Genomic DNA, 20597 nt, shown 5'->3' with positions numbered 1-20597 from the left:
CAAACGTAAACGACAAGCAAGGTGGTTTCTGTTGTTTCGGATTGAGGATGACCTAGAAGTATATCTCTATGAGCCATTGAGAACAGATGAATTGAAATCTCGTCTCCGTAAAGGTTGGAAAAGGGTGAGAATGTGATGGATAAACAACAAAAGAAAGCTGCCAGGATAAGAATAGGAACGTTGCTGGACGAACATTGCGATAAATGCCCAAAGAAAATAGCGTCTCAAACAACTACGAAACAGCGTGAAAATACATGCAATGGGTGTCCTGTTTACAGTGAATTGACGTACTTAGGAAAAGTTATCGATCAAAAAACTACCAATAAGAAAGAAGGGAAGCTAATGCCTGTTGAATCTGCTTTTCATATGCCTTTTGAGGAATATTTTAAACTTAAGGATCAGGGATTACTAGATAAAGATATTGCAGCTCGAAAAGGTGTAACAAAAAGTAATTTTGCCAATTGGAAATTTAAAAATCGCTTGAGAATAAGTGAATTCAAGAAAAATCTTGATAAGAAGAAAAAGGAGGAAAAAAATAAGTTGTCTAAAGCATTTGATCTTGAAAAGCCTCAAGCACTTCCATCTATATGCCAGGATGTATCCGATTGGAAACAGAAGTATGCCCAATTAGAAATAGATTACAAAGACTTAGTTGTTAAAGCTGGTGAAATGGAAAGAGACTTCAAAAATGAGATTGATTCCCTCAAAAGAAAGTTAAAAGCTTCAGAAAGCTCTCATACTGAAGCAGATCATACACTAGCTGAAATAGATGCGTTACGTGCCCACAACACCGTTTTGGAACTTGAAATCTCGTCTCAACAAGATTTCATTAATAATCTTCAAAATGAATTATCTTCAATTCAGTTAGAAGCAAAAGCGATGAGGGATTTACTACGGATCAAATTATAAGAAGGAGGAATAGAAGTTGGATCAGTTAAAGATTGGTGATTGGGTAAAGGTGAAAGCGATTTTTGGTATTTTCATGTACGGATATGTAACTAGAATACATGGTTCTTCAGTAGACGTAAAGATTACCAAAGGACCGGTCGCTGAACTCAATGAACATACTTTCGATCGGCATAGAGTACAACCTTGGATAATGGAAGAGAAGTATATTGATTACGATAGCTTAATTGATTTAGCACTATTAACACATGATGAAGAATGGTTTAGAGAGCTTACTAGACAAAAGGAATTGTTAGTAAAGGAGAGTTAAGGGAGACTTCTTGAGATGGATTTAATGGAACTTCTATCTAAAAGTGGATGATAAAAAAAGTTAAAAGTGGAAGGTGGTGTTACAGCATGATTTATGACAGACAGTTAACGATATCAGCTGCAGGAAGCAGAAAGGCAACCGAGTGGCCATCGCAAACATTATATTGGTCAGAGCTAGTAGATCGATTACGTACAGCCGTTAGGGGGACAGAAACCCTAGCCGAATATATGAAGCTCCCTAAGTCTCGCCAAGATGAACTAAAGGACGTTGGGGGATTCGTAGCCGGTACTTTGGCCAACAACCGAAGAAAGGCATCAAACGTAACAGGAAGAGATATTATAACGCTCGACTTGGATAATATACCTGCAGGTGGAACAGCAGACGTGTTACGTCGTCTCGAGGCATTAGGGTGCGCTTATGCAACTTATTCCACCAGGAAGCATGAGGAGGGCAAGCCGCGTTTACGTGTGCTTGCTCCTTTAAATCGGACGTCTTCTGCAGATGAATATGAGCCATTAGCTAGAAAGCTAGCTTCCATTATTGGCATGAGCTTTGCGGATCCTACCACGTTTGAAGCTTCCCGGTTGATGTACTGGCCAAGTTGTTCTTCCGATAGTCAATATGTCTTCCAATATGGGGATAAGCCTTTCCTAGATGCTGACGGACTTTTAAGTCTATATAACGATTGGAGAGATATCCAAGAGTGGCCAGAAGTACCTGGGGCCAGTCAATCACACGTAAGGATGGCGGCGAAGCAAGGAAATCCTACAGAGAAGCGCGGAGTCGTTGGAGCTTTCTGCAGACAATACGATATCCATACAGCCATCGAAACTTTTTTACCTGGTGTTTATACGCCAACAGATGACGGTAGCGAGCGCTACACCTTTGTAGGAGGTTCGACGGTTGGTGGAGCTGTTATTTATGATGATGGGTTATTTCTTTATTCTCACCATGCGACGGATCCCTGCAGTGGCAGATTAGTAAACGCGTTTGACTTAGTGAGATTACACAAATATGGAGAATTAGACGATGAAGCAAAGCCGGATACTCCGGTAAACAAATTGCCATCTTTTACAACAATGGCTGCTTTCGCATTAAACGATGCAGGTGTAGCAGCTATTTTAAACCAGGAACGATATGAAAGAGCTGTAGCCGACTTTGGAGAATCGCCAGTGGGACAAGACGGATCCCCAGCAGGCGATGGAGATAATGATGTAAGTTGGATTCAAAAGTTAAAAATTAGTCCTTCAACTGGTTCCCCTTTAAAGTCTATCGAAAACGCATTGGTAGCATTAGAACATGATCCGCGTTTAAAAGGTCGGATTAAGATGGATTCCTTTGCGGATTCTTTAATGGGAGTTGGGCCTTTACCGTGGGTGCCTAGGGATAAAGAAGAAGAAGTGTTCAGATGGACAGATACAGACGATGCAGGGTTGCGGAGTTACCTAGAAAAAATTCTTAATTTCCGTGTGAAAGATATCGTTAATGATGCACTCATTTTATGCGCTGCAGCTAATCAATTCAATCCAGTTGTAGACTATCTCAATTCTTTGGAGTGGGACGGAGTGAAAAGGCTAGATACTCTATTTATTGATTACTTAGGTGCTGCAGATACTCCTTATACAAGAGCAGTGACGAGAAAATCGTTTACGGCAGCTGTTGCAAGAGCAATGAATCCTGGCATTAAATACGATACAATGCCGGTGCTTACAGGAGCTCAAGGACTAGGTAAAACAACGCTTATTCAGAAGATGGGTAAAGGATGGTTTACAAATAGTATAGAGAGTTTTGAAGGGAAAGAAGCAGCTGAACTGTTACAGGGTGTATGGCTGGTTGAGATCGGTGAAATGAGCGCCTACAACAAGTCAGATGTTCAGACTATTAAAGGATTCCTTAGTAGAACAGAAGACCAATATCGTGCTGCATATGCACGTAAAACAGAGAAGCATCCAAGACGTTGTGTATTTTTTGGGACAAGTAATAGAAGTGACTATTTAAGAGATCCAACAGGTGGTAGACGTTTTTGGCCAGTTGATGTTGGAGCCCAGCAACCTACTAAACTAGTATTCCGTGATTTAGATGCAGAAGTAGAGCAGTTATGGGCGGAAGCAGTGATTCATTGGCGATTGGGCGAGTCCCTTTTCTTAACTGGGGAATTGGCAGAAGAAGCAAGACGGCAACAGGAAGGCCATGCAGAACAGGATCCACGTGAGAGCCTTATTCGCGATTTTGTGGAAAGAGAAGTACCTGCAGATTGGCAGAAGAAAGATATTGCGACTAGAAGATTGTACTGGTCTGGAGAGTTTGGAAGGGCTGAAACCGATACAGAAAAAAGAGATCGCATTTGCGCTGCCGAAATTTGGGTGGAATGTCTAGGAGGCGATATCCGGAATATGAGAAGGATGGATACAATCGCCATCAATGATGTTCTAGAACAAATTGACGGATGGACAAAATGTAAAAAACCGTATCGGTATGGCCCATACGGAATGGTAAAAGGTGGATATATTAAGGGGTAAATTCTGTATACTTTCTATCAAAATTCTGTATACTTTGAAGCCGTTTTGTATACTTTCATAAATTTTGGAAATGTATACCTTGTATACTTTGAAAAAGTAGAAAGTATACAAGAAAGTATACGGAAAAATCGTTGATATATAAGGGTTTATAGTAGTTTGTATACTTTGTATACCTTAATTCTATATAAATATAAAAATAAAGGGATTAGGGAGATTAGGCGTAATTAGCGTATGCCTAAACCGCCTATTTTTATTTCATATACGTGTACGTGAAAGAAAGTTTACAAATTAGTTTTTGGAGGTTTGCAAATGCGAGAAAAAGATATCGAGGAGTACTTAAGAAAACAAGTAAAGAAAATAAAAGGCATAGCTTATAAATTTGAATCGCCTGGAAATATTGGAGTGCCAGACAGATTAGTACTTCTACCAGGAGGCCAGGTCTATTTCATCGAGTTAAAAGCACCAGGAAAGAAACCTAGACCTAACCAAGTGTACCAGCAAAGAAAAATTGAAGAGCTAGGAAACAAAGTTTTAGTGATTGATAGTTTTCTAGGAGTGGATTTATTCATAGCAAGAGTTACAGGGAAAGCGAGCGAGGGCCAGTGAACTTTACACCCCACAACTACCAAAGATACTGCATAGAACGTGTTCTTGATACGCCTGCGCTTGGGCTGTTATTGGATATGGGATTAGGCAAAACAGTAATCACTTTAACGGCAGTAAACGATCTAAAGTACAACCGTTTTGCCGTTAATAAGATTCTAGTCATTGCCCCTAAGAAAGTTGCAGAGTCAACATGGGTGAAAGAAGCAAGCAAGTGGGATCATCTTAAGTTATTGCGATTTTCGACTGTTTTAGGATCCCAAGCAAAGAGAATAAAATCACTTAACACACCTGCAGATATCTATGTGATTAATCGAGAAAACGTACCTTGGTTGGTAGAATACTACAAGAATGCTTGGCCATTTGACATGGTAATTGTAGACGAGTTTTCATCTTTTAAAAATCATCAGGCCAAACGATTTAAGTCTTTGAAATGGGTACGGCCACACATTAAAAGAATCGTAGGACTAACCGGTACGCCGGCACCAAACGGAATGTTGGATTTATGGGCACAGGTTTATTTGTTAGATGGCGGAGAACGATTAGGAAAAACGATTACTGGCTTCCGAGAAAGATATTTCGAACCAGATCAACGTAATAGAGATAGAGTGTTTACCTATTCGCCAAAACAAGGCGCAGACGAAAGGATCCAGCAATTAATTGGAGATATATGCGTATCCATGAAAGCTGAAGATTATTTAGAGCTTCCGGATATTGTTTTTAATACGGTACCAATCATCTTGGATAGTAAGGCGGAAAAAGCCTACAACAAGTTAGAAACCGAAATGCTTCTTCAGGTGGATGAGACAACTATTGATGCAGGTTCTGCAGCTGTGTTAACGAATAAACTTCTGCAGCTGTGTAACGGTGCTGTGTACGACGAGGAGAGAAACGTTGTCAATATTCACGATTGTAAATTAGAAGCCTTTATGGAGTTAATCGAAGGATTAAACGGGAAACCAGCACTAGTCTTTTACAACTTTCAACACGATAAAGACCGCATTAAAAAAGCGTTGGTCAAAACAAATTTAAGAGTAAGAGAATTAAAGACTCCCCAGGATGAAACAGATTGGAATAACCGAGAGATCGATATTCTATTAGCGCATCCTGCTTCGGCAGCTTACGGATTGAACCTGCAGCAAGGTGGAAATCACGTTGTATGGTTTGGCCTTAATTGGTCCTTGGAACTTTATCAGCAGGCAAATAAACGACTTCATAGGCAGGGACAAACAGAAAAGGTAATTATTCACCATTTAACCGTTTCTGGCGGAGTCGATGAGGACGTAGTTAGAGCGTTAGAAAATAAAACGAATACCCAAGATGATCTGATGGCAGCACTTAAGGCAAGAATTGAACGTGTGAAGGGAGAATAATGTTATGAATATTAGCGATAAGCAACTAATGGTAATTTCCCAGGCAGCAGCACAAGCAGCCTTTGAACATTTAGAAAAAGAGAAAGAAAAACAAGAAAAGATAAAGCACGATAGACGGTTACGGAATGTTAAATTGCTTCTTAGAAATTACCGAACCTTTGCCGTCCATACAGCAGATATCAAGTTGGAAATCAATGAGCTGAATGCAAAATTAGATTTGGATGAGCTAGATACCGATGAGTTTGCCATCCGCAGTATTATGAAATCAAAAGAGCTGACATTGGCCATGGTAAAATACATCAATAAAACGTTAGAAATCTATCGACTTATTTGTGAAAAATCAGATAATCCGGAGGACCTCCGAAGATATAAAACGGTATACGATTTATATATTTCCGAGCAAAAGAAAACAGCTAAAGAATTATCTGGTGGGCAATCGGTGCATTTAAGAACCGTGTATAAGGACGTGGACAAAGCCTGTGAAACCTTGGTAGTACTGATGTTTGGAGTAAATGGCATCAAGCTATCATAAGAACAAAAATTGGGCACTTTACATGCAAAATAGACGTGTTAATATGGTAGTATGAAAAAATTATCGATAAAAGTAAAACCATCTATTTTAACAGGATAGATGGTTTTTTTTGAAAAAATTCAACTTACTTTTTTAACAATAACATAGTGATAGGAGCAATAATATCCTTAACCCCATTAACGGAGCTAACAAAGTCATTTAATCTAGACATAAATTTAAATACATTTTGCATAGTATTATCTTCATATTCAGGTTGAACAATTTGGGAATTATATATTATAGATCCTATTGTTGATTCCAAGGCATCTCTTATCCCTTCAATACCTGAAACAAAATAATAGTCCAAAGATTGTTTAATCTTGATTAGGTTCCTATTTAGAAGACTTTTTAGATCTTTTGGTAACTCAGAGTTCTTTATATCAGCGATTAAGTTATCTAATTGGCTTATCAAATCATTTATTTTAGAGCTATCTATTTCTTTTTCTTCAATTTTAAAATAAATAGATATATTTTCTGATAAATAATACATTGCAGTTAATGTGTCGTATTTAAGAATGTTTTTGCATTCTCTTATGGTACCATTCATATTTAATTCAATAAGCGCATAGCGCACTCTAGAAAGATGTTCTGTGCTTACAGGGGTACACAACCTTTCGTTTTCATTCACAATTACTTCAACTTCTCTAAACAGGTTAAGCATACTTACGTATCGGTTGAATATCTCTGTCATGTCCTCTGGGTCAACTTCGAAAATTTGTGCTATAGCTTTTTCCCAAGAAGTATCCATTGGTAGTTCAGAAATTTCTTTTAATAAATGATAAAGTTTTGAACTTGGGTTTTCTAACAATGGTATTATTCTCCTTTACTTTAATATAGTAATAATATACCAAAAAAAATAGGGGAGAGTGTGTGAAATATTTGAAAATTAGTTGATTTTTATGATTTTTTTACTATTTACAGAAAGGAGTGGTGATATACCATGGGTAAATTGACATTGAAGCAACGCAAATTCGCTGATGAGTATATCATCACCGGAAATGCAACAGATGCAGCATTGAAAGCAGGTTATAGCAAGAAGACAGCTTATTCAATTGGCAATGAAAACTTGAAGAAACCTGAGATAAAAAGATATATAGATGCAAGGCTCGAAGAAATTCAGTCGCAAAAGGTAGCCAATCAACGGGAGATCCTTGAATTTCTCACAAGTATTGTGCGCGGTGAACAAACAGAAGAAACTTTACGAGGTGTAGGTGAAGGAGCACAAACAATTGACGATATCGATGTTTCTGCAAAGGATAGAATCAAAGCAGCCGAATTACTCGGTAAACGATACGCCATGTGGACCGATAAACAGCAGGTAGACATGGTTATACCAGTATTTGTGGAAGATGTGCCTGACGATGACTAAAGAAGTCAGAATAAGCGTTAAAAAGGCCATAGGTGGTGGATACAATCGCTTTTGGCATAACAAGCAATTCTACCGAGTAGTTAAAGGATCCCGGGGAAGTAAAAAATCAAAGAATACGGCTATTAATTTTATCCATCGAATCATGAAATACCCTTGGGCTAATTTACTCGTTATTCGTCGCTATTCCAATACCAATAAGCAATCAACATATACGGATTTAAAATGGGCAGCCAATCAATTAAAGGTTGCCCATTTGTTTAAGTTCAATGAGTCCCTACCTGAAATCACTTATAAGCCAACAGGACAAAAGATATTGTTTCGTGGGCTGGATGACGAATTAAAAATTACATCGATTACGGTTGAAGTCGGTATCCTTTGTTGGGCTTGGTTTGAGGAAGCCTATCAGATTGAAACAGAAGAAAAGTTTCGTACAGTAGTCGAATCGATTCGTGGTTCTTTTGATGCTGAAGACTTCTTTAAACAGATTACAGTTACCTTTAATCCTTGGAGTGAACGACATTGGCTAAAGAAAACCTTTTTCGATGAAGAAACAAAAGAGAAAGATACTTTTGCCACTACAACCACATTCAGAGTCAATGAATGGCTGGATGAAGTCGATAGAGCTCGATACGAGGATTTATATAGGACTAATCCAAGACGTGCAAGAATCGTCTGTGATGGAGACTGGGGAGTAGCTGAAGGTCTCGTTTTTGATAATTTCCGAGTTGTAGAGTTTGATCCACTAGAAAAGATAAAAGCCATTCAACAACAAGCGCATGGTATGGACTTTGGTTTCACTAATGACCCTACAACATTGGTTAGCTCAGTAATTGATTTAGCCAATAAAGAGCTGTGGATATATGACGAGCATTACGAAAAAGCAATGCTAACTGATGAGATTTATAAACTGCTAGAACGAAAGAAATTATTACGTTCTCCAGTTGTTGCAGATAGCGCCGAAAAAAGACTAATAGCAGAGCTTAAGCGTAAAGGAGCAACTGGGTTGAAAGGCAGCATAAAAGGACAAGGATCCATTATGCAAGGAATTCAGTTTCTGCAAGGCTTTAAAATTTATATACATCCGTCCTGTGTAAATACCATTGAAGAATTTAACACTTACACATTTAAACAGGATAGTGAGGGCAATTGGCTCAACGAACCAATCGACGCAAATAACCATATTATCGATGCCTTAAGATATTCAGTCGAAAGTATTAACAACACAGTAAAAATCAAAACATTCAAAGGAGGGTTGTAAATGGTTGTTTTTATTCATCCTGCAGAAGAAGAAATAACAGCAGAAGTGGTACAGAATTTTATTAAGTTACATGAAGAAGAGCTGCCCAGGTACAAGCGATTAAAAGAATTGTATGAGAGTAAGGCCCCAATCTTAAGCCAGGAAGACAAGGCAGAATATAAGCCGGATAACCGTTTAGTGGTCAACTATGCAAAGTACATTGTTGATACATTTAACGGTTATTTTATTGGAATCCCTATTAAAGTCAGCCATGATGACGCTGGAGTAAACGAAAAAGTCGATGAATTTCTTAAACGGAATGACATGGACGATAACCAAGCCGAACTAAGTAAGATTACATCGATTTATGGCCACGGATTTGAGCTGCTTTATCAGAATGAGGAATCGGAAACATGCAGCGCATATAACAATCCATTAGATATGTTCATTGTTTATGACGATACCATCGCTCAGAAACCTTTATTTGCTGTCCGATACCAAAAAACAGACGATGGCACAAAAGGGCAATTATTTACAGTGGATAAAGAAATAACGATCTCGGATGGAAAAGACGGATTAATTCTTTCCGATGAAAAGACCCATTACTACGGCGATGTGCCCGTTATTGAGTATATCGAAAATGAGGAAAGGCAATCCATCTTTGAATCAGTAGAATCGTTGATTAATGCTTTTGATAAAGCTTTATCAGAGAAGGCGAATGACGTCGATTATTTTGCCGATGCATATATGAAAATGTTAGGGATGGAACTCGACGAAACTACGCTCCAAAATATCAGAGACAATCGAATTATTAATTTATATGGTGCTGAAAATGTTGAGAAATTAATCGTTGATTTCATGGAAAAGCCAAATGGAGATGCCAGCCAAGAGCATTTATTGGATCGATTAGAACGACTGATTTATCAGATTAGCATGGTGGCGAATATAAACGATGAGTCATTCGGAAGTGCTTCAGGAGTTGCTCTTGAATTTAAGCTGCAGCCGATGAAAAATCTTGCAGCCATGAAAGAACGTAAATTTACGAGCGGAATGAATCGTCGCTTTAAAATGGTGTTCAATCTTCCTACGAACATGGAAGCAAGTAATAAGGGTCAATGGCGCAATTTGAATTACAAGTTTACTAGAAATATCCCAAGAAACGTTGCGGATGAAGCTGAGACTGCTGGAAAGCTCCAAGGCGTTGTTTCGAAGGAAACGCAATTAAGCGTCCTGTCCATCGTAGATAATCCTAAACAAGAGATTGAAAGGATGGCTGCTGAAACAGAGAGCCAAGCTAAGGACTTTAACACTGGTGCAGACGGTGATTTTGTGACAGGTGCTGAAGAATAATGGATTCTGAAAAAAAGTCCTACTGGGAACAAAGGATGGTTCAACTATTTACTGCCCAGGATAAAAAGAATGTGAAGTTTGAAAAGAAAATGGAGAAAGAATACCTCCGTGTGAAAGAACAGCTGAAGAAAGAAATAGCAAGCTATTACACAAAGTATGGAAAAGACGGTGTCATTGAATACCGGAAGCTGGTGCAGACGTTAACGGAAAAAGAGCGCGATTTATTGTTTCAAGATTATGACGAGTTTGCTAGACGTAACCCTAAATACGGCCACTTAATGCCTATCAGAGAGTCGATTTACAAGCTTAACAGGTTAGAAGGCTTACAGCTTGATATTCGTATGAGAATGATAGAGTTAGGAGCATTTGAAGAAGATAACTTTAGTAAATTACTCGAGGAAGCTTATGAAAATGGATACTTGTCATCGATGAAAGGATTAAAAAATCCACCAGCTTTTTTTGTTGTTAATAATTTGGCAATGCAACAGACTCTTAACGAAAAATGGATCAACGAAGGCAATTTCTCAACGCGTATTTGGGGGAATAAAGAAAGATTACTTAATGCTTTGAATGCTGAAATTAGAGATGGTATTATTCGCGGAGACGATTATAAACAGATGTCCCAAGTAATTCAGTACCGTACTGGGGTTGGAGAGAACGATGCCAAAAGATTACTACAGACTGAATACAATTTCGTCATGAACCAAGCTAATAAGCAGGCATTTTTAGATGCAGGTGTAACTCGTTATGAGATATCTGCAGTTATGGATAGAAAGACTAGTAAGACATGTAGAAATCTAGATGGGGAACAGTTTAATTTTGAGGATGCAAAGGTTGGTGTAAACTATCCGCCCTTCCACGCACGCTGCAGAACGACTGTTATCCCTGTGGAAAATATAAAAATCGAAAACTCTAAAGAAGCATTACAAAATATAATTAAACAATCCGGATTAAAACCTTTATCTACAGACAAAGCCGTTCCCAAGTTACGAAAAGCTACAAAAGATTGGATAGATAAACTAACAGATGCAGAGAAACAAAGTATACAAAATTACACAGGTATCAAAGGAGAACCAAGGCCAAAATTCTATGAGAGATTGAATAATATGCTTCGCGGTTTGGCCCCTTATGAAAAAGGGTTGGCAAGTGTAGCTAATGAAATTTCTAAAGGTATATCGAAATTTAACTTAGGTGATGATATAATTACTTATAGATCATTAGATAATGATATTTTTCAGGGCTTTGAAGTCGGGGATATATTTGAGGAGAGTGCTTTTACAAGTACTTCAGCAGCAGAGAAAAGTAGTTTAAAGAAACCAGTTAGAATATCAATCATTGTCCCTAAAGGATCTAAAGGGGCTTACATTGAGGATTTAAGTTTATATTCGAAACAGAAAGAGTTTTTAATAGATAAGATGACAAAATTTGAAATTCTTTATAAAGGTGAAAATGAATATATTTTGGAGGTGATACCAGATGAGTAAGAAAAGTGAGTCAGAAAAAGAAGCTCAAATAGATTTTGAAAGAAGAATATCAGATCCAGGTATGCCAAGGAAATTATCTAAAGAGGAAGTTGAAAAATTACGTAAAGAAGGGAAAACATTCTTCAAATAAAAGCACTTAACCAAATTAAAGGTTGAGTGCTTTTATTATGTTATAAATAGCCCAAGCATAGTAGCTATGGGCTATTTTTTATGTCCATAACCGTGCTGGTGACTTTAAACTGCATGAGTATAAAAGACAACCAAGTCTTAAAAAAGCGAGGAGAATAATCATGAAAGAAATTATAGAAAAAGCATGGCCCAAAGTATCACCTAGCAATCTGTTGAAATTAGATTTACAGTTTTATGCTGATGATCCAGACCCTAATCCAAACCCTGATCCCGATCCAACGCCTGATCCAAACCCAGAACCACCAGCACCAGGTAAAACGTATACGCAGGAAGAGCTGGAGGAGATTGTAAAACAAAGGGTAGCCCGGGAGAAAAAGGCAGCAGAAAAAGCAGTTAAAGAAGCTGAGAAGTTAGCTAAGATGAATGAGGAGCAGAAGAAGCAATATGAGTTCGATAAACTTCAAAAAGAGTTAGAGGACTACAAGAGAAAAGATGCCTTCTATTCCCTTTCCAAAGAAGCTACCAAAATGCTAGCCGAAAAAGATATTGTTGCCGATGATGAGCTTCTTTCATTTGTCGTAAAAGAGTCCGCAGAAGACACTCAAACAGCTGTTAATACCTTTATTTCATTAGTGGATAAAAAGGTACAGGAAGGCGTGAAAAAAGCTTTAGCTGGTAAACCGCCTAAAGTGACTACTAACAACGGTAAACCACTTACAAAGCAAGACATCATGGCAGAGAAAGATGCTGTAAAGCGTCAAAAATTAATTACTGAAAATATGCACCTATTTAAATAATTAGGAGGAAAAGACAATATGACATATTCAAAGAAAGCATTTCGTTTACCATTAAATCTACAGTTTTTCGCTGAAGACAATATGACAAAAACAGGGGATTTAGCGAAGGCTGCTGCTATCGATTTTACAGAGCGCTTTGGTTCTAACCTTTCAAAATTAATTGAAGCGCTAGGGGTTACTCGTAGAATGCCATTAACAAATGGAATGACAATTAAGACTTATAAATCTACAGTAACAATGGCTGCGGAGGATGAGGTTGGTGAAGGTGAAACAATTCCACTTTCTAAAGTTACTACTGAACCAGCTGACATTATCGAATTAACATTTAAGAAGTATCGTAAAGCTGCTTCTGTAGAATCTATTCAAAAGCATGGTTACGAACAGGCAATTGTTGAAACTGATGAAAAGCTTCTTCGTGAAATTCAGAAGGGTGTACGTACTCGATTCTTCAATTTCTTAGCATCAGGTACTGGCACTGCAACAGCTACAACTTTACAAGGTGCATTTGCTCGAGCATGGGGTAAAATTCAAACATTATTCGAAGATGATGCAGCTCAAACAGTAGCTTTCGTTAATCCGGAAGATATTGCGGACCATTTAGCAAATGCAGAAGTAACCACTCAAACAGCTTTTGGCTTAACATATATTCAAAATTTTGCTGGTGTAGATACAGTTATCATCAATACCTCCGTACCAAGAGGAACTGTATACGCTACTGCTCCTGAAAACATTGTTCTGGCTTACGTACAAATCACGGGGGGAGAAATAAACAAAGCGGATTTCGGCTTTACAACTGAAGAACTTGGTCTAATCGGCGTAACCCATGATATCCAAAAGAAAAATCTTACTGCAGAAACAATCGCATTGTCAGGAGTAACTTTATTTGCGGAGCGCTTGGATGGAGTAGTAAAAATAACGATTGGGGAACCAATTCCGGAAGTTTAATTAAGAGAGGATGAATAGAACATGGGTTATAAAGTAATTGATCCGTTTAAGGATGTAGAAGATGGAAACTATTTGTATCCGAAGGTGGGGGAAAAGTATCCAAGAGAAGGATACGAACCTAGTGAAGAGCGTATCAAAGCTTTATCATCTACAAACAACCGAAAGGGTAAACCGTTTATTGCGTATGAAGAGGATCCTGAGGAACCTGTAAATCCGGGAGAAGATGAAGTTTACCCTAAACACACAGGGGGAGGCTATTACGAGCTTTCGAACGGGGAGAAGGTAAAAGGTAAGGAAGCAGCTGAAAAAGCCGAAAACGAGCTAAAGGTTGATTAATATGGCTATTAAAGAACGAGTATTAATTCGTAAACCTGAAGCCAATCCTGCGCTTTTAGATGAATTAATAAAGACAGCTTTGGACCGTATCAACTTACGATTAGGTCTAACCCTCCTGCCACCAGAACTTGAATCAGTAGCAGTCGAAGTGGTTTGTGCGATGTACAATAAAACACAGTCCAGTAATGAAGGGATTAAATCGGAGAATGTGGATACCTTCAGTGTCACTTTCGTAGATGATGTTTTAGAAGAGTATGAGACTGATTTTGCTAGATATCTCGAAATGAAAAATAAGCAGGATAACGGAAATAGGGGAGTGGTGAGATTCTTATGAGATTCTATCCACTCTTTTTATATGCCAACAAAAAAATCGGAAGCGATCAGCTGAACAATCCTATTTATGAAAAAGTATTAATAGGAGAATCAATTGGTCGCTTTTCTTCTTGGTCAGATAAGGAAGTTGCTTTAGATAAAAGAGAAGTCACGGTAAACAGTCGTAAAATCCTTACTCGAGCACCAAAAGCTTTTATCGATGAAGCTGAGAGCGTTAAGATTAATGGCTTATATTATGCTATTAAAGAAGTAACAGGCGACGATTATGAAAGATGGCGATTGGTCATTGTAGATCGTTATGGAAGTGAAAAGCCGTGAGGATAACTATTCAAGGGGCTGATAAGCTGGCAAGAAAGTTGAGGGAGAAAAGTCAAACTGACTTTATTGCTGTTTCTCAGAAAAATGCTCGAGACATTTATGCCAGGTCTCAACGTGCTGGAGGAACTCCAGTTGGTGAAACAGCTCAATTGCGACTTTCTGCAAAGTATCAAGGCGATGAAGTAGGTTACGGTGTCCATTATGCTCCTCACGTTGAATATGGGCATCGATTAGTAAATGGCGGATATGTTCCTGGCCAGTACTTTTTAAAACAAAATGTCGATACTCAACGGCCAATCTATAAACAAGACTTATTAGAAAAAATAAGGGAGTAATGCTAGATGATGCAAAAATTATCGTTTATCTCCATTCTTGCTGCAGTTATTCAAAAAGTGGAGGCAAACACAGAATTAAGGTGCTATGACGCTGTACCAAAAGATAATCTCGTACCTTATTACCATGTTGAAATGTTAGGTTCTATTCCGGAGAAAAGCAAAACGATGCAGAAGGATAGATACCAGGTGGTTATCCATGCACACACAGAAGGTGGAGGATCTGAGAAAATATTCAACGCTATTCAAAAACTCGAAGAAGCTTTATCGGAGGATATCGAGTTACCAGGAGATTATGAGGTAACGTTGCAGGTACCTAATGGGGTTTCTCAAATTTTAGATGAAGCAGACGGAACAAAGCACGCAGTTATTGGCTATGATTTCGTTGTCTTTTCAGGCTACAAAATGAAAATATAGGAGGGCTATATTATGAGTCAAGCTTTATATACAGAACTATCAGGAAAGCTAAACAAAGCTATTGCTGGTAAAGATATTCTACTATCCATTTGGGATACAACAGGTAGCGTATTATTAGCTATTGCGGGCCAACAAGGTCTAACGATTAACCGTGATAAGGACACTATCGAAGTTACATCGAAGGATGCAAATGGATGGAAAGAGTTTGTTGTTGGATTAAAAGAATGGTCCATCGATAACGACGGTGTGTATGTTCGTGACCATGCATCCCATAAACAATTAAAAAAATTATTTGAAAGTGATGATCCTTTCTTAATCAAAGTTACGAATCAAAAAACAGAAACGGATATGTTTGGTGGTTTAGCTTTATTAACATCGTATCCAATCGAAGCTCCTTACGATGACGCGGTTACTTATACCATTTCGTTACAAGGAACAGGTGAATTAGTAGATTTAGAAGACGAAGCACAAACACCAGAAACACCAGAAGTGTAAGGGAGGAAATTAAATGTTTACAGTTGATGGAGTAAATTACACGCTTAAATACAACACCAAAAAGGTAGAAACAATTGAAACAATCACTAAAACAAGTATAGTTGGTGAAATTACAAAAAATAACGGGTTATTGCCTATTACGGCATTAAGACAATTATTTTCTTTTGCATTAGTGGAAGAATCCACAAATGAGGTTGTTAAACAAAGTAAGGCAATTGAAATGTTTGATAAGCTCATTGAAGAAAATGGATTGATGACTGTAAACATGGCAATCATTGAAAAACTTAAAGATGATATGGGGTTTATGTTCCGTTAGAGCTGGTCGAAAGTGATCTGCCTAACAAATACGACCCTACTCCAGCAGATATAAGAAAAGCAGAATTAGCTAAGCCTTTCAATCATGAAATGGACTTAGCTTTTTTTGTCGTTGAATTTGGATTTACACCAGACGAGTATTACAAATTAACCGAAAAAGAAAAGATGTTTATCAAAAAAGCGCATGAAAATAAATTCATCCACGATACTACTTGGACGCGAAATGCAGTGATGAATGCAGAAGCGAATGCCAATCGAAAAAAAAGCAAGAAGTTTATCGATTTGTTTCCTAAGAAAGCTCACAGAGCAGATAAGCAATATAACGAATCCGCAGTTAACACAATTCTCGAAATGGAGAAGAAGAAAGGCAAGTCTTGGGTGGATAGAATCTTTAAAGCTAATCGAATTAAGTCTCCTAAGAAAGGAGGTAACTAGATGGCCGATTATACATTAGCTGCAAAGATAACTGGGGATGCCAGTAGTTTTACAAGATCTTTTGGAGATGCATTAGAAAAAGCTAATGCTTTATCCGAACAGGTGAAATCTGCAGGTCAAAAAGTCAGCGATTTTGGAAAGAAAACAGCAATGACTGGAGCCGGTATTACTGCTGGTATTACCACTCCATTTGTTGGCGCTATTAAAATGACAGCTGACTTTGATAGTGCGATGCGAAAAGCTGGAGCCATCGCGGGAGCGAGTGCAACAGAATTAGATGCAATGACTAAATCAGCGTTAGATTTAGGAGCGAGTACATCCCTATCCAGTAGTCAGGTAGCTGTTGCCATGACAGATATGGCTGCTAAAGGTTTTGACGCGAATCAAGTTATTGCAGCAATGCCAGGAGTAATTGCTGCAGCTGAAGCATCGGGTGAAGATTTGGCGCTAACTGCCAATACCGTTGCAGCTGCCTTGAACGGATTCCAGTTAAAAGCGGAAGACTCCGGAAAAGTTGCTGATATTTTAGCAATGGCAGCCAATAAAACGGCTGCAGGTGTAAGTGATATGAGTTATGCCTTTAAGTATGCAGCGGCCCCGGCAGCATCACTTGGAATAAGTATAGAAGAGTTATCTGCAGCTACAGGTCTTATGGTCAACGCTGGTTTGGATGGTAGCCAAGCAGGTACATCTTTACGTATGGCCTTAATCAGATTGGCCAAGCCTACTGAAGAATCATCCAAGACTATGGAAAAGTTAGGTTTTGATGTCTTAGATGCAAAAGGTAACTTTAAACCGTTAAATGAAATTATTGGCGAGTTAACAAAGTCCATGGATGGGATGACAGAAGCTCAAAAGTTAGCAAACTTAGCAACCATATTTGGTACCGAAGCAGCAACCGGAATGCTTATCTTGATGAACCAAGGGCAGAAGGGCATTAAAGGACTGACAACAGAGTTAGAAAACTCATCCGGTGCAAGTGCTGAAGCAGCAGCACAGATGAAAGCAGGAATAGGTGGAGCATTAGAAAACTTGTCCGGTGCTATTGAATCAGCGACTATAGCCCTCATGAGTAAGTTAACTCCATTTATTGCTGATCTAGCTAAATGGACTACTAGTATAGTAGAAAAGTTTAACAATTTAGATGAAGGAACAATGACAATGATTGCGATGGCAGCAGGTATAGTTGCTGCATCCGGTCCTGTTCTATCCATCTTAGGATTAATGGCGATGGGAATAGGAGGACTAGTATCTGCGGTAGGATTCTTAATTAGTCCTATCGGACTTGTTATTGCTGCCATAACGGGGTTAGCAGCCACATTTGGATATTTTATGGCCACGAATGAAGCATTTAGAAACAATGTCATTTCCGTATTCCAATCTGTCGTGTCGTTTATCCAAACTACTGTAGGTCAGATAAAAACACTTCTCGAATCGATGTATGATGTCGTTTTCGGATCCATGAGTGTAAAAGACAATGCGGATCTATTGGCAAGTATCGGATTCGATCCGGAGATTGCTAGCCGGTTGATGTCTATTACCTCAAAAATTGGCGGAATCATCACCTCATTTTGGGATATCTGGTTTGGATCCATGAGTGTTAAAGACAACGTTGATTTTATGCAACTTCTAGGAATTTCTGAGAGTACGGCAACTAGAGTTGGGAACATTGCCACAACAATCCAATCCCTAGTTACTGGAGCAATTGACATTATTAAGGCAACTATCTCATCAATGCCTGGCGTTTTTAGTTCAGTGATGGGTACATTAGGAGGAATTATTGGAAGCTTAGGGACAATATTTAGCTCGGTATGGCAAGTAATTCAAACATTCTTTACTAGCTTAATAGGAGGGTTCCAATCAGCTGGAGGAGTCGGTAGTGGTTTTGGCATTCAGATTCTTTCACTGTTCTTAGGACTTAACCCGATTGTAAAGATGGCCATATCCCTATTTCAAAACTTTGGCCCACAAATAGCTTCAGCATTTCAGCAGATAATCGCTATGGTATTACCGGTAGTAGCGACTTTAGGAACAGCTCTAGGACAATTAGCTAGTGCGGTCATACCGTTAATTATGCAAGCTATATCAACGTTGATTCCGGTCATAATACAGATGGGAATGACAATGATGACGATTATAAGTGCAGTACTTCCCGTTTTAATTAACTTGTTTAATCAGCTATTTCCAATCATTATGCAGGTTGTGATGGTTGTCATTGATTTAGCAGCTCAATTTATGCCATTAGTGGCCGTAATTATTAGTTCGCTACTTCCTGTTATTCAGAATCTGATTCTAGCTTTTATGAATATTGTCCAATCTGTTGCTCCTGCCTTTATAGCGATTATTCAATTAATTATTGGTGTAATCCAGGCAATGATTCCAATAATCATGAGTATTATTACTGTTGTGGTCCACGTATTTGCTGGTATTGTTTCAACAGTGAGCCCTATAGTGGCTTTTATAGCTGGGATTATATCTGCAGTAATGGGAGTTATATCACCAATTGTTACATTCATTGCAGGAATTATTTCCAGTATTATAGCAACTATTAGACCAATCATTGTAACAGTGACTGGTATTTTTAATACCGTTTTTTCTGTAATCAGTGGAATATGGCGTAATATCATGACCTTTATCGGTTCTGCGATTAACAAAATAAGCTCCATTATCAACGGAATTAGTTCAACGGTTTCCAAAGTATTTAGTTCTGTTTTCAGTACAATATCACGAATTATGGATAAAGTATCTAGCAAAGTTTCTGGAGTCTTCAGTGCAATTCAAGGGGCTTGGTCAGGTCTAACGTCTTTTGTATCAGGTGTGTTTAGTGGTATTTCCGGATCTGTGCAATCTTTAGTAAGTCAGGTAAAAGGATTCGTTAACGGGGTAATTGGCGGAATAAATTCAGCAATTTCTATAATCAATAAAGTTCCTGGCGTTAGTATTAGTAAAATCCCATATCTTGCTCGAGGTACAGATGATTGGCAAGGTGGCTTTGCATATATGAATGAGGGTGGCCGTGGTGAGTTAGTTAACTTACCGAATGGAAGCCAAGTTATCCCTCATGATGTTTCGATGCGGTATGCAAGAGAAGCAGCAAGACAAAATACGGATGAAAGTGGTATAAGATATGTACCTTACTCAGATGGTGGAAATCAATCTATGAATTTAGAAAATGTGCAGGCTGTTATTAATATCGGGGGTTATGAGGCTAGAGGGGTAATAAACTTCATCACTAAAGAACAGAGCAAGGAAAAGAAAAGAGACTCTCGGAGATTTAGGGGGTAAACAGCAATGAGTTTTTATATGAGATATAACGGAATCATACTACCTATCAAGGTCAAGGAAGTTGGTGGACGAGGTCCTTTAAGTCAAAATGTAATAAGATCCAAAACCCCTAATAGACCTGGAACAACGTACAAGAAGAAAGAGTATCCAGAAAGACCATTACCTGTCTCGTTTTATCTGTTGGAAACAACTAGTTTAGAAGAGTTGAGAGAGCAAGTTGATTCCTTATCAGCAATGTTAGATGTAGAAGGACCGAAACCTACCGTTTTTTCAGATGAGCCATCCAAAGTGTATTACAGCATTTTGGACGGTGAGCCTGATTGGGAAGAAATTAAACACTATGGAAAAGGTGTATTACCTATGCTTAGATTAGATCCATTAAAATATGGTCAAGAGAAAACGGTAACTTCTACAACAATTATTAACGAAGGAACAGCTTCATGTACTCCTATTTTTAATGTTGAATTTACTTCTGCAGCTAATGAATTTCGTGTCCAGAATGAAGATGGAAAGTTTGTTAGAGTCATATGGGCATTTGTTGCAGGTGATAAGTTAGTGGTTGATTTTAAGAAACGGAAAATCACGATTAATTATACTGTAAGAATGACAAGTTTAGATTTTAGCAGTAACTGGTTTGAATTGAGACCAGGAGAAAACAAATTGACGGTTACGCCTTCTAGTGTCGCTACCACAACTATAACCTATACCCCGAGATGGTTATAGTATGATGAAATAAAT

At 38.3% G+C, this 20597-nt stretch carries 24 protein-coding genes; 23 read left to right on the top strand and 1 reads right to left on the bottom strand.

Annotated features, from left to right (window positions below):
• Positions 1–135 precede the first annotated feature (135 nt).
• From MHH96_RS01230 to MHH96_RS01205, 6 genes are all read left to right on the top strand, one after another.
• A complete protein-coding gene (locus MHH96_RS01230; protein WP_341116439.1) occupies positions 136–909 on the top strand; it encodes a hypothetical protein in 774 nt (257 codons plus the stop codon).
• Between the two features lie 16 nt (positions 910–925).
• Positions 926–1216, top strand: a complete 291-nt coding sequence (locus tag MHH96_RS01225) for an IDEAL domain-containing protein (RefSeq protein WP_341116437.1) — start codon at positions 926–928, stop codon at positions 1214–1216.
• A gap of 86 nt (positions 1217–1302) precedes the next feature.
• Entirely contained in the window at positions 1303–3735 is a 2433-nt protein-coding gene (locus MHH96_RS01220) for a virulence-associated E family protein (protein ID WP_341116436.1), read from the top strand.
• Positions 3736–4044: 309 nt separating this feature from the next.
• The gene (locus MHH96_RS01215) at positions 4045–4341 is read left to right on the top strand and encodes a VRR-NUC domain-containing protein (protein ID WP_341116435.1); all 297 of its coding nucleotides are present in this window, start codon (positions 4045–4047) and stop codon (positions 4339–4341) included.
• On the top strand, positions 4338–5711 hold the full coding sequence (locus MHH96_RS01210) for a DEAD/DEAH box helicase (RefSeq protein WP_341116434.1): 1374 nt from the start codon (positions 4338–4340) through the stop codon (positions 5709–5711). Before MHH96_RS01215 ends, MHH96_RS01210 begins: the two co-directional genes overlap by 4 nt.
• Before the next feature lie 4 nt (positions 5712–5715).
• The gene (locus MHH96_RS01205; protein ID WP_341116433.1) at positions 5716–6243 is read left to right on the top strand and encodes a hypothetical protein; all 528 of its coding nucleotides are present in this window, start codon (positions 5716–5718) and stop codon (positions 6241–6243) included.
• A gap of 124 nt (positions 6244–6367) precedes the next feature.
• Here the strand turns inward: MHH96_RS01205 and MHH96_RS01200 are convergent, their stop codons facing one another.
• The gene (locus MHH96_RS01200) at positions 6368–7090 is read right to left on the bottom strand and encodes a hypothetical protein (protein ID WP_341116431.1); all 723 of its coding nucleotides are present in this window, start codon (positions 7088–7090) and stop codon (positions 6368–6370) included.
• 132 nt (positions 7091–7222) lie between these two features.
• Between MHH96_RS01200 and MHH96_RS01195 the strand changes: the two genes are divergently transcribed.
• The 17 genes from MHH96_RS01195 to MHH96_RS01115 all read left to right on the top strand — a co-directional run bounded on the left by MHH96_RS01195 (position 7223) and on the right by MHH96_RS01115 (position 20582).
• Positions 7223–7651, top strand: coding sequence for a terminase small subunit (locus tag MHH96_RS01195; RefSeq protein WP_341116428.1), 429 nt, complete (start codon positions 7223–7225; stop codon positions 7649–7651).
• Complete coding sequence (locus MHH96_RS01190) at positions 7644–8909, top strand: PBSX family phage terminase large subunit (RefSeq protein WP_341116427.1); 1266 nt, start codon at positions 7644–7646, stop codon at positions 8907–8909. The genes MHH96_RS01195 and MHH96_RS01190 overlap by 8 nt, the downstream gene beginning before the upstream one ends.
• A complete protein-coding gene (locus MHH96_RS01185; protein WP_341116426.1) occupies positions 8910–10238 on the top strand; it encodes a phage portal protein in 1329 nt (442 codons plus the stop codon).
• Positions 10238–11722, top strand: a complete 1485-nt coding sequence (locus MHH96_RS01180; RefSeq protein ID WP_341116425.1) for a minor capsid protein — start codon at positions 10238–10240, stop codon at positions 11720–11722. Before MHH96_RS01185 ends, MHH96_RS01180 begins: the two co-directional genes overlap by 1 nt.
• The gene (locus MHH96_RS01175) at positions 11715–11852 is read left to right on the top strand and encodes a hypothetical protein (protein WP_341116423.1); all 138 of its coding nucleotides are present in this window, start codon (positions 11715–11717) and stop codon (positions 11850–11852) included. Before MHH96_RS01180 ends, MHH96_RS01175 begins: the two co-directional genes overlap by 8 nt.
• A 160-nt stretch (positions 11853–12012) precedes the next feature.
• A complete protein-coding gene (locus MHH96_RS01170; RefSeq protein WP_144547406.1) occupies positions 12013–12648 on the top strand; it encodes a capsid assembly scaffolding protein Gp46 family protein in 636 nt (211 codons plus the stop codon).
• Between the two features lie 18 nt (positions 12649–12666).
• Positions 12667–13593: a hypothetical protein gene (locus tag MHH96_RS01165; protein ID WP_341116420.1), complete on the top strand. Its 927-nt coding sequence runs from the start codon at positions 12667–12669 to the stop codon at positions 13591–13593.
• Positions 13594–13614: 21 nt separating this feature from the next.
• Positions 13615–13929 (top strand): hypothetical protein, encoded by a 315-nt coding sequence (locus tag MHH96_RS01160; RefSeq protein WP_341116418.1) that lies wholly within the window; start codon positions 13615–13617, stop codon positions 13927–13929.
• 1 nt (position 13930) lies between these two features.
• Positions 13931–14263 (top strand): phage head-tail connector protein, encoded by a 333-nt coding sequence (locus tag MHH96_RS01155; RefSeq protein ID WP_341116417.1) that lies wholly within the window; start codon positions 13931–13933, stop codon positions 14261–14263.
• On the top strand, positions 14260–14580 hold the full coding sequence (locus MHH96_RS01150) for a hypothetical protein (protein WP_341116415.1): 321 nt from the start codon (positions 14260–14262) through the stop codon (positions 14578–14580). Before MHH96_RS01155 ends, MHH96_RS01150 begins: the two co-directional genes overlap by 4 nt.
• Positions 14577–14915 carry a hypothetical protein gene (locus MHH96_RS01145; RefSeq protein WP_341116414.1) on the top strand — a complete coding sequence of 113 codons (339 nt, stop codon included), beginning with the start codon at positions 14577–14579 and terminating at the stop codon, positions 14913–14915. The genes MHH96_RS01150 and MHH96_RS01145 overlap by 4 nt, the downstream gene beginning before the upstream one ends.
• 6 nt (positions 14916–14921) lie before the next feature.
• Positions 14922–15329, top strand: coding sequence for a tail completion protein gp17 (gene gp17, locus MHH96_RS01140; RefSeq protein WP_095320708.1), 408 nt, complete (start codon positions 14922–14924; stop codon positions 15327–15329).
• Positions 15330–15341: 12 nt separating this feature from the next.
• The gene (locus MHH96_RS01135; protein WP_341116412.1) at positions 15342–15824 is read left to right on the top strand and encodes a phage major tail protein, TP901-1 family; all 483 of its coding nucleotides are present in this window, start codon (positions 15342–15344) and stop codon (positions 15822–15824) included.
• 13 nt (positions 15825–15837) lie between these two features.
• On the top strand, positions 15838–16140 hold the full coding sequence (locus MHH96_RS01130) for a segregation and condensation protein B (RefSeq protein ID WP_341116411.1): 303 nt from the start codon (positions 15838–15840) through the stop codon (positions 16138–16140).
• A gap of 89 nt (positions 16141–16229) precedes the next feature.
• Entirely contained in the window at positions 16230–16574 is a 345-nt protein-coding gene (locus tag MHH96_RS01125) for a phenylalanine racemase (RefSeq protein ID WP_341116409.1), read from the top strand.
• Positions 16575–19859, top strand: coding sequence for a phage tail tape measure protein (locus tag MHH96_RS01120; RefSeq protein WP_341116407.1), 3285 nt, complete (start codon positions 16575–16577; stop codon positions 19857–19859).
• A gap of 6 nt (positions 19860–19865) precedes the next feature.
• Positions 19866–20582, top strand: a complete 717-nt coding sequence (locus MHH96_RS01115; RefSeq protein WP_341116406.1) for a distal tail protein Dit — start codon at positions 19866–19868, stop codon at positions 20580–20582.
• The last annotated feature ends 15 nt before the right edge of the window (positions 20583–20597 follow it).

The sequence above is a fragment of the Niallia sp. FSL K6-0212 genome (genome assembly GCF_038007605.1).
GTDB lineage: Bacteria > Bacillota > Bacilli > Bacillales > Cytobacillaceae > Niallia > Niallia circulans.
This window is presented reverse-complemented; position numbering and strand designations above follow the sequence as displayed.

Coding starts and splice junctions, on each gene's coding strand:
- MHH96_RS01120 (WP_341116407.1), top strand. CDS start 16,575: ATGGCCGATTATACATTAGCTGCAAAGATAACTGGGGATGCCAGTAGT.
- MHH96_RS01115 (WP_341116406.1), top strand. CDS start 19,866: ATGAGTTTTTATATGAGATATAACGGAATCATACTACCTATCAAGGTC.
- MHH96_RS01220 (WP_341116436.1), top strand. CDS start 1,303: ATGATTTATGACAGACAGTTAACGATATCAGCTGCAGGAAGCAGAAAG.
- MHH96_RS01150 (WP_341116415.1), top strand. CDS start 14,260: ATGAGATTCTATCCACTCTTTTTATATGCCAACAAAAAAATCGGAAGC.
- MHH96_RS01205 (WP_341116433.1), top strand. CDS start 5,716: ATGAATATTAGCGATAAGCAACTAATGGTAATTTCCCAGGCAGCAGCA.
- MHH96_RS01155 (WP_341116417.1), top strand. CDS start 13,931: ATGGCTATTAAAGAACGAGTATTAATTCGTAAACCTGAAGCCAATCCT.
- MHH96_RS01130 (WP_341116411.1), top strand. CDS start 15,838: ATGTTTACAGTTGATGGAGTAAATTACACGCTTAAATACAACACCAAA.
- MHH96_RS01185 (WP_341116426.1), top strand. CDS start 8,910: ATGGTTGTTTTTATTCATCCTGCAGAAGAAGAAATAACAGCAGAAGTG.
- MHH96_RS01125 (WP_341116409.1), top strand. CDS start 16,230: ATGGACTTAGCTTTTTTTGTCGTTGAATTTGGATTTACACCAGACGAG.
- MHH96_RS01160 (WP_341116418.1), top strand. CDS start 13,615: ATGGGTTATAAAGTAATTGATCCGTTTAAGGATGTAGAAGATGGAAAC.
- MHH96_RS01190 (WP_341116427.1), top strand. CDS start 7,644: ATGACTAAAGAAGTCAGAATAAGCGTTAAAAAGGCCATAGGTGGTGGA.
- MHH96_RS01135 (WP_341116412.1), top strand. CDS start 15,342: ATGAGTCAAGCTTTATATACAGAACTATCAGGAAAGCTAAACAAAGCT.
- MHH96_RS01195 (WP_341116428.1), top strand. CDS start 7,223: ATGGGTAAATTGACATTGAAGCAACGCAAATTCGCTGATGAGTATATC.
- MHH96_RS01230 (WP_341116439.1), top strand. CDS start 136: ATGGATAAACAACAAAAGAAAGCTGCCAGGATAAGAATAGGAACGTTG.
- MHH96_RS01165 (WP_341116420.1), top strand. CDS start 12,667: ATGACATATTCAAAGAAAGCATTTCGTTTACCATTAAATCTACAGTTT.
- MHH96_RS01170 (WP_144547406.1), top strand. CDS start 12,013: ATGAAAGAAATTATAGAAAAAGCATGGCCCAAAGTATCACCTAGCAAT.
- MHH96_RS01215 (WP_341116435.1), top strand. CDS start 4,045: ATGCGAGAAAAAGATATCGAGGAGTACTTAAGAAAACAAGTAAAGAAA.
- MHH96_RS01180 (WP_341116425.1), top strand. CDS start 10,238: ATGGATTCTGAAAAAAAGTCCTACTGGGAACAAAGGATGGTTCAACTA.
- MHH96_RS01175 (WP_341116423.1), top strand. CDS start 11,715: ATGAGTAAGAAAAGTGAGTCAGAAAAAGAAGCTCAAATAGATTTTGAA.
- gp17 (WP_095320708.1), top strand. CDS start 14,922: ATGATGCAAAAATTATCGTTTATCTCCATTCTTGCTGCAGTTATTCAA.